We start from the raw sequence: 12,702 nt of genomic DNA on the forward strand, positions 1-12,702 counted from the left end.
TTGATCTGCAAAATTTTGTAACTGCTTTTGCACCTTTTCTGGATAAGTAATATTTTGGTTTATCCAAGGAAAATGCCTCAAATCGTTCTTAAAAACTTGTCCCTTCTCTCTTGCATAAACAGAGGTAAACTTTTCGCTATTATCATAGATCATGACCTTATCAGATTTAAAGGCCACTAATGGCAAATTATGTTTGGATTGCTGATAACGTTTCTTGATCGTTGCTACTGGAACACCGTGCCCACCTTTTTGTACCCGTTCGTTGACCCTTTGGATAGCTAAATTTTCATCTCGCAAAGCAACATATAATAAAGTCACTTCAAAGCCATTTTTGTGAGCTTTGTCAATCAAATTGAGTTGAGCTTTGCCTCTACCTGCCAGTGTTGTTTCTACGTGAATACTTTGCTGGTGATCTAAAGCATAGTGTAGTTGTTTGATTTCTTCTTTCATGGCTTTTAAGTTGTCACTATCTTTATGCCAATCGCCACCCATTTGTCTTAAAAGTTCATCAGCGTTAATCCGTTTTGTTTTGTCAAACAAGATGGGAAATGTATCGTATAGCGTACTTTTTCCTGCTCCGTTAATACCAGCAACAATTATATATTGGGGTTTATCTATCAACGGACAAAGTCCTTTCGCTTAATAACCTCATCTTGCCTTTTATCTAAAAAGTAGGTATATAAAGCGTCATATACTTTGCGCTTTTCTGGATCTGGCTCATGTAATGACTTATCAAGTAAATCTTTTAAATCAGTTTCTTTGGCAATTTCAAAAAAGTCATTAATTGTGATTGTATCTTTCATGTGCATCACACTTCCAAGTTATTAATTTATTTAATCTGATAAGCCATTAGTCCTCATCTGGATCATTGAGCCAATCAGCGACTTCTTTAGCGTCTTTGAACTCTGTTACTGGTGTCTCTTTGGTAGCCTTTAAAAGGCTTAAATTAGCTCTTTCGGTTTCGCTCAGGGCTGGTTTAAACGGTAATGCTGCGTCAGCTACGATCCGCTTATAAAACATATTGATCGCGGTAGTTGGGTTTAGACCTAACTGGCTTAAAACGGCTTCGGTATTATCTGCCAATTCTTTGTCAATCTGGACTTGTACGCGTTTCTTTTCCTTAACTGCCATGATTTTCTCGCCCCCCTTTATTACTACTCACATTATACTAATCTTTGAGTACCATCTCAATTAGCCTGCTTCTTTAAAAGTTGTGAATTTAAGTTTGCTGTCCTTTCCGCAATGGCACTTATACAACGTTCCTAAAATGCCCGTACGCGCATTTTAAAACTCGTTTAATATAATTATGCTCTATCTGTTTAAAACGGCTTAGATGAGCTTAGATGCCGTTTAATTCCAAGAGCGCTCATTGTCAGTGTTCTGTTCTTCGGGGTGTTTGGCCGCATATTCTCTAGCTGCTTGTTGGTTCCACCAAACACCAAATAGGTTTTGCATGGTGCCGTACAGGTAGTTCTCAACATTCTTGATATGTTTCTCATCGCTTCTTAGGGCATTAAAATAGCGTCTTAATGTTTTGGTCATCATTTTTTTTAAATCAGGGTCATCTAATATAATCCATACGCCTAAATCTTTATGTTCTTTTTCAACAGCATATTTAGCGTTTATGATAATGCCAATAAAGCGCCGCATTTGTTGCGGGGTGCGGCACCAAAAGCTAAGTAGTTGCACTGCTTCTGGTTCTAAGAAGACCGGCAAACCATTATCTTCGTCAGTTAAGAACTCATCAGCATGTTTTACTAAATCCCGATTTTGGGCTTCAATTTCAGCTGGTGAAAAATTGGCTGTGGAAAAGTCCAACTTTTGAGTATCTATATTGTATCTATTAGTATCTAAATTGTTAGTATAGTCTAGATCTTGTCTCTTTTTGAGAAGTCCGCTTGTACCAAGGGATTCAGACGTGTAAGAGACGGTATCATGCGGGTTTCTCTTTTTGAGAAGTCCGCTTGTATCAAGGGATTCAACGGTATCATGCGGGTTTCTCTTTTTGAGAAGTCCGCTTGTATCAAGGGATTCAAACGATTTTTCTGGTTCTCGCTTAATATAAACGTCTTTTGCTGTTACTTCCAAATCTGCCAAATATAATCTATTTGGTTCGTTTTTGCCTGATCTTGGATTAAAACCCATATGTTTTTGATACAAAAGGTTTGCGTCCATTAATTCGTGTTTAATCTTATTGATTTTATTATTTGACCAGTTTCGTAAATCTTTTAGTTCATTGTTTGTGTATATGAAATATACGTTGTTATTTTCGTCAACCCAATTATTGCTTAGTGAGTAACTTAGACGATCGCGTAACACCGAATAAAGTAAAATGGCACTATCGCTAAGATCCTTATATTTTTCCCCTTGGAGTAAGATCTGCGGCAAAGCGTAGAACTTTACTTCATAGGCCCTTTTAGCATTTGTAAAGTTGAAGTTTGATTGATCCATAATAAAAGCTCCCTTTCTTAACTGACACACACCGTCTTAAAGAGAGTTGCTAAAACATCTGACTTGTTTTAAAATACAAATCTGATATGCTTTAACTGAATTACAAAGCGAACATTGGACGTGATCGGCTTTGTAAATTCACCGGCATGTGTCTATTCTGGGTTGCCCATACGGCAACTTTTTTTAATTTCTAACAACAAAAATGGACTAAATAGCATTGGTTAGCCACTTAGCCCATTGGATTTAATTTGTTTTTAACTATCCTTCACTTGTCCCATAGGACTGGTTTGCGGTATAATTAACCTACAAATTAAGAACAATGTTCAGACGATTTTAACTTGGCGGTCTAAATCGTCTGAATCTAAGTAGCTCCCTGTTAGCTACTTGCTAAACCTAAAATCCCCGATTCCTCGTGAATTGGGGATTTTTCTGTTTAGCTTGATCTATTTATTCGGTTGTTAAATTAATCTGAGTCTAGCATAGCGCTTACCTACAGGCAACCGTATTTGGTTTAGTGCACTTTACTAGTTTTTACCTAATCACAAATTAATCAGCAAATAAATTGCGTGTTTATTTGCTTGATTAATTATTTATTTATTTAGTTGCTAAATTGCATCTATGATTGAAGCTAAGAATTCTGAACGATTTTTAAATCCGTTTTTTCGGGCAGCCGTATCCATTTTTTTAAGTTGACTTTCAGTAATTGAGAAGGTCACTGATCGCTTACGCTCTACTTCCTTTCGGCTAATATTTTTCAAAAATGCGACTGCATCTTTCTTGTTGTCTTTCAATGTAGCTTCGTAACTTTCTCTCATTTCTTTGTCTTTTTTATGGTTGAATGAATCTAAACTCATAATCTAACTCTCCTTACTTGGTTTTATTTGCTAATTCTTGAAAAAGATGATCGGCGTGTTCTATGAACCTTTGATTTTGCTTTAAAATGGATTCATCATGATTGGCTAATTCAAATATTGAAGCGTGCCTTGCAGTAGCTTTATTAAAGAGCTCTCTTTCGGGAATTATAGTTGCGACTGTTTCATCGCCTTCTATGTGTTTTAGCAAATCGCGAGACATGCTTGTATTATGTCTAATCATATTACCGATAAAGAAAAGCTTTGCGTCAACGTAAGTTTCGCCAGTTCGATAGTCAAAAAGTGATTTTCTAAATTTTTCGAGTCGTGTTTCTAGGTCAAACTTGGCATTGTAGCCATGTTCACTGGGTGTAATGGGACTAAGCAGATAATTACTGATAGCAATAGCGTTTTTTGTGATGGTGCTAAAATCTGGGTGCGTATCAATTAAGATATAGTCATAGTTGGTTAAGCTTAATGAATCGGAGTTGTTTTTAAACCACATGAACAACATCATTTCTTTGTTACTGTTATTTTCTAGATAACTTCCTAAAACATCTAGGTCTATAAAACCGGCTATTAAATCTAGATTCGGTCCGACACTGTCAATTCTTACTTTTTGAGCATTGTCATTTTCTTTAAACGCTTCAGCGATGGTATTGTTTCGTCGTGTCTTTTCAAAAACGGTTGTTAAATTGCACTGATGGTCTAAATCTATTAATAGAACCTTCTTACCATGTTTGGCTAACCAATCACCATAATTTAAAGTCAAGGTTGTTTTACCAACACCACCCTTGATAGCAGTAAAAGTAATAATCTTCATCTTGATACCTCCTTCATCTAGCTTAATTATATCATTAGTAGACAAATAAATAAACAATTTATTAAATAATTAAGCTGGCAATTAGCTCATTTTTAAAGCTCATTTTTAAAGATTCTATATTTCTTGCGATACCTGATAAAGGTTGTCCGTTTAATTCCTGTATTACGGGCAACATCGACATCACTCATGCCTGCCTCGTAAAGCTCAAAAGCATGTTGCAAGCGGGGATCGTCTTGGGTGTATTGGGGTTTGCGCCCATGATATTTACCCTGCTGCTTAGCTAAGGCAATCCCTTGCTGCTGGCGCTCAATGATTCGCTTACGTTCACTTTCGGCCTGATACTTATAGAGTTCAATAATCAAATTGGTCATCAGTTGCCGTAAGTTAGGATCAGCGATTCCTGTCATGGACGGTAAATTCAATACATCTAGGGTGGCACCCTTATTTTGAATGGAGTTCATGATCTTAGTCAAATCCTGGTTGTTTCTGCCTAAGCGATCTAATTCAGTGACCAGGACAATATCACCCTCACGAATATAGGCCAGCATTTTTTGCAGTTCTGGCCGATTAGTGTTAGCTCCACTTAATTTATCCGTAAATAATTTATCAACGCCTTTTAAGGCCGCTAGCTGTCGATCTAAATGTTGCTCCTTGGAACTCACACGCGCATAACCGATTTTAGCCATTTCCAATTCTCCTTTTGGACAGTTCTAATGAACACTTGTAATTCCTAGTATAGCACAGAAATAAAAAAGACCACTAGGGTATACCCTAATGGCCATTGAACTAACTTAGCGAAAAAGAAAAAATTCACCTTCCTTTAGCTGATCTGTATTTAATCTTGAATCTATAACGTTCTGATCTCCATTTACCATTTTTGATAAATCTTCTGGGGCTGTAAAATTTGAATGCAAAGAAGCTTCTTGATAGGCAATTTCCCAATCTTTCAAAATATTATAATCTTCTGAAAACTCTATGTTCTTTTTTACACCCTCAAAATCTGGAAATAATTTGGTGCTGATGGCTCCGTTTTCTTTTAAACATTTTTGTAAATAATTTCGATCCCTTTGCGGTAGTTTGTAGGTTATTTTTTCTAAGAAAGTTTCGTTGTTCCATAAGTATTTATTGTCTTTTTTTTCTAAAGAATCACTGGGGTTGTTAGAATGAAGCCAGTCAACTATTATCTGAATTTGAGAATCTTGAATCTTAGAACCTTGCGCCACATTATTCGTATCTATGCTAGATAGCAGCCCCTGTTGTGATTTCATCCTTTCGTTTTTGTGATCTGTATCATATACTATCAGCGGTAATTTAGGATATTGATTCTTTAACTCATCATATAAGGTCTTATTAAGTTTATACATGCAATACTTGTGCTTGTTGAAGTCGTCTCTAAGACAATGCATTTTACAAGCATCAATTGGCCGATTCAAAATATTTTCATCAACAAATTTCTTAAGATAACTTGTAAAAGCGAAATATAGAGCTACATAGACAGAATAACTCCAGTCAAGATAACTAGTGTCTATCCCGTAATGCTGAGAAAGTTCGTTTGAGTTTCCATTCATATTAACCTCTCTATATCCCCGTTTAGCTGCATTTTCTACAATAGCAGCATAAATATCATATTGGCCAAAACTTATATCTTGATTTAGCTTTCCGGCTCCTAGCTTTCTAGCTAGGGTCGGAACTAAATCATAGGATTCATATGCACAACCTCGATAAATAAAATCATTATTAACTTTCGCTTCTGAAATGATTTCTTTCAACGTAGCCAATATTTTCTTCCTCCTGTATAATTAAAGCTTGTAGAGAAGTTAAGGCGGTGGCTATTTCCGATCGGAGGTGGTGCTTATGGTGTTAAACCTTTAAAGCCCATAAATCCTAACGAAAGGAGTAGCCTGATTGTCCGTTGCGGACGCTTTACAATTAATGCTGGCTTTCGGTACGTTTATCGTGGCCTTAATCGCATTAATTGTTGAGCTGATCAAAAGTCAGCAAAAAAAATAATCCGTCTTAGCTTTGGCGAGCAGATGGATTATTTTGATCTAATCTATTAAGTTTGCCACCGTCTTAAACGGCTCTACATGGGAAGTCCTGTTATCAGCGGGGCTTCCCTTTTTCTGTCTACATTATAGCATGACTGTAATGGACTTTCGACTATTTTTAATCAGCTTTCTAGCAGTTTTTAGGGAACACATGTTTGCTTTATATGCTACAATACAGGTAAAAGCTAACGGAAGTGATCTAAATGTTTTTTGATGATGAACCGCATGGCGTGTTCTTCTTAATCGATAACAAGTCCTTTTATGCTAGTTGCGAAGCCGTTGCCCGGGGGCTTAATCCCTTAAAAGTCCCCTTAGTGGTCCTTAGTGAAGCTGAAAACACCAATGGTGGGCTTATTTTAGCCACGTCACCCGAAGCTAAGCATGTATTTCATCTTAAAGCCAATGTCTCCCGTAAACGTGACTTACCAAATGACCCCAGGTTGTGGGTCGTGCCACCGCGCATGAACCTTTATATTCAACGTAATTTGCAGATCAATCAGATCTTTCATCAATTTACCACCGAAAAAGAGGTTTGGCCGTATTCAATTGATGAAAGCATTCTTGATATGACCCATACTTGGCGGCTGTTTGGCAATTCCGTTCGCGAAGTGGCACGCTTGATTCAAAAGACAGTTCGGCAAAAACTAGGCTTGTATACCACCGTGGGGATTGGTGACAACCCGGTGCAAGCTAAATTAGCCTTAGACCTTTACGCTAAACATAATCATGAATTGATCGGTGAAATCCATTACGAAACGGTGCCGGATAAGATTTGGTCAATTACTGAATTAACGGACGTTTGGGGGATTGGCCCCCGTATGGCGAAACGTTTGAACCGGCTTCAAATTCACAATATGTATGAGCTAGCCCACACCAACCCTTATTTACTCAAACAGCAACTTGGCGTCATTGGTGGCCAATTATTTGCTACGGCCTGGGGAATTGATCGCGCACAAGTCACGGAACCAACTAAGGTTAAAGAAGCTAGCCTGGGTAATTCGCAAGTATTGCCACGGGACTATTTTAACCAAGCCGAAATTGAAACGGTCATTAAAGAAATTGGTGAACAGGTGGCGGCGCGGCTTCGGCACCACCATAAACTGGCGGGGTGTCTATCGCTAAGCATTGGGTTTTCCTATACCGCAGCCGAATCAGATGGCCGCGGTGGCTTTCACCAAGCTTTAAAAATTGACCCGACTAACGATAATCAAGTTTTGACGCAACAATTATTGTGGTTATTCCGTCAGAATTGGGACGGTCAAGCTGTCCGGAATATTGGTGTTTATAGCAGTAAACTAAGTGTCAACTCCGGCCAACAACTTAATTTATTTGAAACCCCGCGCAACCAAATTCGCCATAGCCGGTTAAACCAGGTGATTGATGAAATTCACCGGCAATTTGGGTTCACCAAACTAGTTTACGCGACCAGTTTATTAAAGGGAGGCACCTCTATCAAGCGGGCTTCACTAGTGGGCGGACATAATGGAGGCAATAGCTATGAATAGCGATATCGAGATTATTAAGGGGCGGTTAACCTTATTGTTTAAGCGGCGTCCCCAAACCCGCTATTGGTTAATGTTGACTAATGACACCTACGATCAGACCTATAATCTGTTTTTTAACAGTCAACGGGCTAATGAGCGCTTGCAATCCGTTCCCTTACATAAATTAGCACACTACGATTTAGCTGATTTAGAAAAGTTGTTAAAAGCATTACGACAAGATATAAAGCTAACGATGGAATTTGTCGGCTTTACAGGAGAACGGTGGCCGGCAAGTCAAAAGCTAATTCAACGAAAGCGGGTGCCACTTGAGTAACCAAGACTTTGATTTAGGCACGGTTAAGCATTTTTTTGAACACGATTATCATGACCGGGGCATGATGAAATGGCAGGGCTTCTATTTATCCGATCATACTACCGCTTTAAACCAACAGAACCAGCAGTTGAATGAAATATACGTTCCAAGACCGCAACAATCCTTAGCAGTAATTACCGAGGTATTGGCGGACGCATATCAGCGTCAGCAACCAGTGACCATTCAATTAAAAACGGTTGACCAAAACAACCGTTATTTGCCAGATATCACCACCTTGATCCATGGTTACAATGCTAATGATATTGTGATTGACGCTGATCGTTTGATTCCACTACAAGAAATTCGCAATGTAGCGTACAAAAAGACGGAGAAGCTATAAAAAACCAGCTCGCCGTCTTTCTGCATGAGCATCTTAGAAGCTGTTTAGTATCTTTGATTTTGACCAAATAATTTGATAAACTACTGTCAAAAAAGTTGGTGATCATATGCAACATTTTAGTCATCATTACCAAAGCGATATTTCTCGGCAACAATTCGATTTGATCCGCCAGGATCTGGAAGCTTCAAGAAAACGAACTCATCCAAATCACATTGATCCTTATGATATATTCTGTGCCATGCTCTATGTCCTTAAAAATGGTTGTACTTGGCGTGATTTGCCGGCTGATTTTCCAAAGTGGTCCACTGTTTACTACTATTGGATGAATTGGTCGAAAGCCCCCACCCCTGATAAACCAGCTTTATTAACTCAGGTTTTAAAAAAATTGTCGCTGATCGAAGATTAAGGCAAGGGCGATCAGCACGAACTTCGTTCGTCATTTTAGATGCCCAAAGTATCAAGAACACCGCTACCGCTGAAAATAAGGGTTACGATGGTGGTAAGAAGATCTCGGGGATTAAACGGCACTTAGCCGTCGACATCAATGGATTCCCGCAAGCGATCCATATTACCCGGGCTAACATCACTGATCGTGACGGGGCGATTGCACTCGTTACCCTTAATTTAGAGCAGTTTAAATTGGTTCGAACCATAATGGTTGATAGTGGTTATACCGGCCAAAATTTTGCTAATGAGATTAGCAGTTTAACGTCAGCCAAGGTAATCGTCGTTAAAAGAAATGAGTTACACCAATTTTCGGTTATCCCCCAACGGTGGCTCATTGAACGTTCATTTAGTTGGTTGGGAAATTATCACCGTTTATGGCGTAACTGTGAGCGTAAGCTCAACACTAGTCTCATGATGGTTTCGTTAGCTTTTATCAGGTTACTTCTTAAAAGATACTAAACAGCTTCTGAGAATGATGTGGATGTAAGCTGGTGAACGTGGGTCGGCACAAACAGGTTCGCTATGTGCCGGTTAAGAAATCCATTAATCGTTATAAGACGGTTAATTTGAGTGGTAAGAATAAACATCTCCAAAAGGGTTCGAAAATTAAGATTAAGAACTATGATTATTCAAATCGTCATGATGTTAATAAGACCGGTGCTTTGAGATATCGAGTTATTGGTGGTTATATCACTGGTAATTCGAAGTATGTAAAGGTCATCAAGTAAGATTTCAGATAGAAAAAGATCTTCGGCATTTTTGCCGAGGATCTTTTTTGGTCTGGATAAAAGCACAGGTTTATACTGTACAGTTTTGAAATGCTTATTCAACAGAATTAAATAGAAAAGATGTTTTGCTATTCATCTAAGAATTTTCCAAGTACTATTTGACAAATATTCAATAATTAGTGAAGAAACCCTCTTAGTATCCATATCTTGTTGGTTCACGATCCAACTGATTCCGGAAATCACACTAGAAGAAAATAAATTTGCGAGGAAATCACGACGTTCTGGGATCATGCACTTAAAGGAATGAATTTGTTTTTCAACGATTAATTTCAATCGTTTTTGAAAATCATTGGTTAGACTATATCGAGCAGAGCTAATTGAAAGCAAGCGTCGAACCTCATCCTTATGGCTGAGTATAGGCTTAACACCAATTTCAATGACTTGTTTATTGATTGTATTTCTATCGGCCAAACTGATCGAAAGACATTCCAAAGAAGTTGTAATAAATGAAAATGCTGCCTCTCTGGCAACGGATTCTTTGTTATCGAAAAAGCAGTAAAAGCAAGTTCTCGATACCCCAGCTTCACGAGTAATATCTTTAATGGTAATTTGTGAGTAGTTAGTTTTCATGATAATGCGTATAAATGCATCTATTATGGCTTGATCTTTCACAGTGGGTTCCCCCTTATTGATGCAACCGACGTAAATTGATTTAAAAGACGAAATAGGGCTTGATTGGCTTACAGACAATTTATAGCAGATAAAGTGAAGATTGTTGGATGTGTTTTGAACAAGCTTAAGAGTTGCTAGACCAACGTTACAACCCCCAATTTCTTGTCGTGCTTTTCGTGCAAGCTAAAATATTTTGGATCTTTGTGTTGACAATCAACACTCAATGTTTTAGAACGTGTTTAGAATCTTTTCAAGAGTATTCGCAGGAAGGCTAAGCTAATCATCATCTTACTGGTGTTCAGCTTTCGCTCACAATTGCGCCAGAGGCGCCGATATTTTCCTAGCCAGCTAAAACTGCGTTCGATAACCCAGCGTTGCGGGGTCACTTGACCGTGCATAAGGTCACTCTGTTTAGCAATAATGACTTCAGCGTTAATCATTGCCTGAACTGATTGAGCAAAGTTGTTACCAGTATAACCACCATCGGCCATTACTCGTTGAACCAGGTCAAACTGTGATTTGTTTAACGCCAGTAGCGCATTGGCGCCATCACGCTCAGAAACATTGGCGGTTGTCACATGGACTGCCATCGGCAGCCCATTGATATCTACAGCAAGATGGCGCTTAATCCCACTCACCTTTTTACCACCATCGTAGCCGCTACTTTCAGCAGGATCGGTATTCTTGACACTTTGAGCATCTAGAATGATGAACGATGTATAAACTGAACGCTTCTGAGCCAACCGATGTTGGCTGACAATTTTTTTAAAACCTTATCCAGAGGAGTGATACCAGCAGGAGATGGCGTTTTAGTCCAAAGTAACCAGTAATAATAGACGGTTTCCCATTTAGGAAAATCACTGGGTAAATCGCGCCAAACGCACCCATTTTTCAAGGTATAAAGCAGGGCACAAAAGATATCATATAAATCAACCTTTCTTGGCTTAGTCCGCTTCCGTATGCCTTCTAGATCTGTCCGGATTAGTTCAAATTGTTCACGAGAGATGTCGCTACTATAATGGTGTGCAAAGCTTTTCATGGATTAAAAACTCCTGTTTTTGATCTAATTTAACTAAAATCAAATCGAATGTCAAAGTATCCAAACACGTTCTTATATTAATTTCAATCACCGAGATGAGGAAAAACATTTATTTCAAATTAAATCTTTTTGAGACAAAGAAAAGAAAACACTTGAAATTCTAATTTACTCATGTTAGTGTAGTTACAACATTAATCGTAAATAAACTTTTAAAAGATCAGTAGATAATTACCTCAGAGTTTAGAGAAGTAGTGGCTGGTGAAAACTACGCAGGGTAATTGTTCGAAATACAAAAGTTTGATACGCGGTCGCTTTGACGATATACGAAGATCTGAGAGCAAAGTGTTTGTTTAAACATTTTGAACTAGGGTGGTACCGCGTAAAAAAGCGTCCCTTCGTTAAGCAATTTAACGGAGTGACGCTTTTTTTGATGAATAAATAATATGGAGGCGAAGAGCTATGAAGTCAACCGATGTAACAATCCATTGCCCAGAATGCAATGATATTGTTTTTAACAAACGAAATGACGGTAAGGTAACCTGTGCTGAGTGTGGTCACACAATCATTAGTGCAAACTAATCAAACTTGCCATATGGATTCCTAAAGGAAGAAGGTCATACTATGAAATCAATCGATGTAACGACTCATTGCCCAGAATGCAATGATATCGTATTCAACAAAAGTAATGATGGTAAGGTAACTTGCGCTACATGTGGTCATAAGATGGATCTTGCAACAAGTCACTAAGCAAATAAAGCTTGTAAATTAATTACAATGAATTAAAATTCAGGAAGGAGCTCCTTTTTATGCAAAATGTCAAAGTACAACAGGTATCTGAATTAGTTACTAAACGTAGAAGGTTATCTCTTAGCGATGGAATCGCTTTACTCTTCTTTACTCCATTGTTTATTATACTAATAATCTCTAATTGGTCAAATGTTGATTTACTATCTGGGTCGATTGTTTTCGTAATGGTCGCATCTTTAACCATTGGGTTGAATAATTTGGCTTCAAAATTTGCAGCTGTAATTAAGAAAGGGTCTGACAACGAATTCAAGTAATACATTTGAATTCTGGATTGGATCAATATTCTTAAAATAATTTTATGAGGTGAGAGTAATGATTGATTTGAATGATCGGGACGTTATGTCATCCACAGAGGCTGCTCGCAGATGGCATAAGGCTGATGATTATGTACGGCAAATGTTTCGTAAAAGCCCAGAGAAGTTTCCTGAAGGTACCATCCGTAAATTTGGCAAACAGCTGGTTGTTACGATACGGGGAATGGAACAAGTAACTGGACTATCAGAAGCAGAAGCCGCGGAGAATCTTTCATCACGAACTATATCCACCCCAGCTTCACGCCTTGCCAGTTTTTCATTATTTAAGGATAGACAGGTTGGCAATTATGACAACAAGTCCTCCGTAAATGAGAATCTGTGAGTA

General features: G+C 38.3%; 18 protein-coding genes. 8 read left to right on the plus strand and 10 right to left on the minus strand.

All coding sequences use genetic code 11. The features are described from left to right. The 8 genes from ACYT32_RS11290 to ACYT32_RS11325 form a co-directional block, all read right to left on the minus strand. The coding region (locus ACYT32_RS11290; RefSeq protein ID WP_461793446.1) for a zeta toxin family protein at positions 1-621 on the minus strand (621 nt) is incomplete at its 3' end. Further along, the gene (locus ACYT32_RS11295; protein WP_010620892.1) at positions 618-803 is read right to left on the minus strand and encodes a hypothetical protein; all 186 of its coding nucleotides are present in this window, start codon (positions 801-803) and stop codon (positions 618-620) included. The genes ACYT32_RS11290 and ACYT32_RS11295, both read right to left, overlap by 4 nt. Before the next feature lie 46 nt (positions 804-849). Then, the gene (locus ACYT32_RS11300; protein ID WP_461793447.1) at positions 850-1,131 is read right to left on the minus strand and encodes a type II toxin-antitoxin system RelB/DinJ family antitoxin; all 282 of its coding nucleotides are present in this window, start codon (positions 1,129-1,131) and stop codon (positions 850-852) included. A 219-nt stretch (positions 1,132-1,350) separates the two neighbouring features. Then, a complete protein-coding gene (locus tag ACYT32_RS11305) occupies positions 1,351-2,454 on the minus strand; it encodes a replication initiator protein A (RefSeq protein WP_461793469.1) in 1,104 nt (367 codons plus the stop codon). A 602-nt stretch (positions 2,455-3,056) separates the two neighbouring features. After that, positions 3,057-3,305, minus strand: coding sequence for a ribbon-helix-helix domain-containing protein (locus ACYT32_RS11310; protein WP_216749087.1), 249 nt, complete (start codon positions 3,303-3,305; stop codon positions 3,057-3,059). 13 nt (positions 3,306-3,318) lie between these two features. Continuing rightward, positions 3,319-4,125 (minus strand): ParA family protein, encoded by an 807-nt coding sequence (locus tag ACYT32_RS11315; protein ID WP_216749088.1) that lies wholly within the window; start codon positions 4,123-4,125, stop codon positions 3,319-3,321. Between the two features lie 92 nt (positions 4,126-4,217). Further along, positions 4,218-4,811, minus strand: coding sequence for a recombinase family protein (locus ACYT32_RS11320; RefSeq protein ID WP_461793448.1), 594 nt, complete (start codon positions 4,809-4,811; stop codon positions 4,218-4,220). Positions 4,812-4,916: 105 nt separating this feature from the next. After that, entirely contained in the window at positions 4,917-5,903 is a 987-nt protein-coding gene (locus ACYT32_RS11325; RefSeq protein WP_461793449.1) for an FRG domain-containing protein, read from the minus strand. Positions 5,904-6,057: 154 nt separating this feature from the next. Between ACYT32_RS11325 and ACYT32_RS11330 the strand changes: the two genes are divergently transcribed. From ACYT32_RS11330 to ACYT32_RS11355, 6 genes are all read left to right on the plus strand, one after another. After that, complete coding sequence (locus ACYT32_RS11330; RefSeq protein WP_076661461.1) at positions 6,058-6,135, plus strand: putative holin-like toxin; 78 nt, start codon at positions 6,058-6,060, stop codon at positions 6,133-6,135. Between the two features lie 241 nt (positions 6,136-6,376). Further along, complete coding sequence (locus tag ACYT32_RS11335) at positions 6,377-7,678, plus strand: Y-family DNA polymerase (protein ID WP_461793450.1); 1,302 nt, start codon at positions 6,377-6,379, stop codon at positions 7,676-7,678. Further along, positions 7,671-7,991, plus strand: a complete 321-nt coding sequence (locus tag ACYT32_RS11340; RefSeq protein WP_461793451.1) for an acetyl-CoA carboxylase — start codon at positions 7,671-7,673, stop codon at positions 7,989-7,991. The genes ACYT32_RS11335 and ACYT32_RS11340 overlap by 8 nt, the downstream gene beginning before the upstream one ends. Further along, on the plus strand, positions 7,984-8,370 hold the full coding sequence (locus ACYT32_RS11345; protein ID WP_461793452.1) for a hypothetical protein: 387 nt from the start codon (positions 7,984-7,986) through the stop codon (positions 8,368-8,370). The genes ACYT32_RS11340 and ACYT32_RS11345 overlap by 8 nt, the downstream gene beginning before the upstream one ends. A gap of 106 nt (positions 8,371-8,476) precedes the next feature. Continuing rightward, a protein-coding gene (locus ACYT32_RS11350) for an IS5 family transposase (protein WP_428896944.1) occupies positions 8,477-9,276 on the plus strand; the annotation gives its coding sequence in 2 pieces (ribosomal slippage) (positions 8,477-8,765 and positions 8,765-9,276; 801 coding nt in all). Between the two features lie 32 nt (positions 9,277-9,308). Beyond that, complete coding sequence (locus tag ACYT32_RS11355) at positions 9,309-9,545, plus strand: DUF5776 domain-containing protein (RefSeq protein WP_004466207.1); 237 nt, start codon at positions 9,309-9,311, stop codon at positions 9,543-9,545. Between the two features lie 132 nt (positions 9,546-9,677). Here ACYT32_RS11355 and ACYT32_RS11360 read toward each other — a convergent pair whose 3' ends face one another. Together ACYT32_RS11360 and ACYT32_RS11365 are read right to left on the minus strand one after the other, a co-directional pair. Beyond that, positions 9,678-10,217, minus strand: coding sequence for a TetR/AcrR family transcriptional regulator (locus ACYT32_RS11360; RefSeq protein WP_461793453.1), 540 nt, complete (start codon positions 10,215-10,217; stop codon positions 9,678-9,680). A gap of 239 nt (positions 10,218-10,456) precedes the next feature. Beyond that, positions 10,457-11,256 (minus strand): IS5 family transposase gene (locus ACYT32_RS11365; RefSeq protein ID WP_461793454.1). Its coding sequence is split into 2 segments (ribosomal slippage): positions 10,457-10,986 and positions 10,986-11,256, totalling 801 coding nucleotides; the frame shifts between segments, so codons are not numbered across the junction. 806 nt (positions 11,257-12,062) lie between these two features. Here ACYT32_RS11365 and ACYT32_RS11370 point away from each other — a divergent pair. Both ACYT32_RS11370 and ACYT32_RS11375 read left to right on the plus strand, forming a co-directional pair. After that, a complete protein-coding gene (locus tag ACYT32_RS11370) occupies positions 12,063-12,317 on the plus strand; it encodes a hypothetical protein (protein WP_004466204.1) in 255 nt (84 codons plus the stop codon). A 58-nt stretch (positions 12,318-12,375) separates the two neighbouring features. After that, positions 12,376-12,699 carry a helix-turn-helix domain-containing protein gene (locus tag ACYT32_RS11375; RefSeq protein ID WP_461793455.1) on the plus strand — a complete coding sequence of 108 codons (324 nt, stop codon included), beginning with the start codon at positions 12,376-12,378 and terminating at the stop codon, positions 12,697-12,699. The last annotated feature ends 3 nt before the right edge of the window (positions 12,700-12,702 follow it).

This window comes from Companilactobacillus sp. FL22-3 (assembly GCF_054881455.1).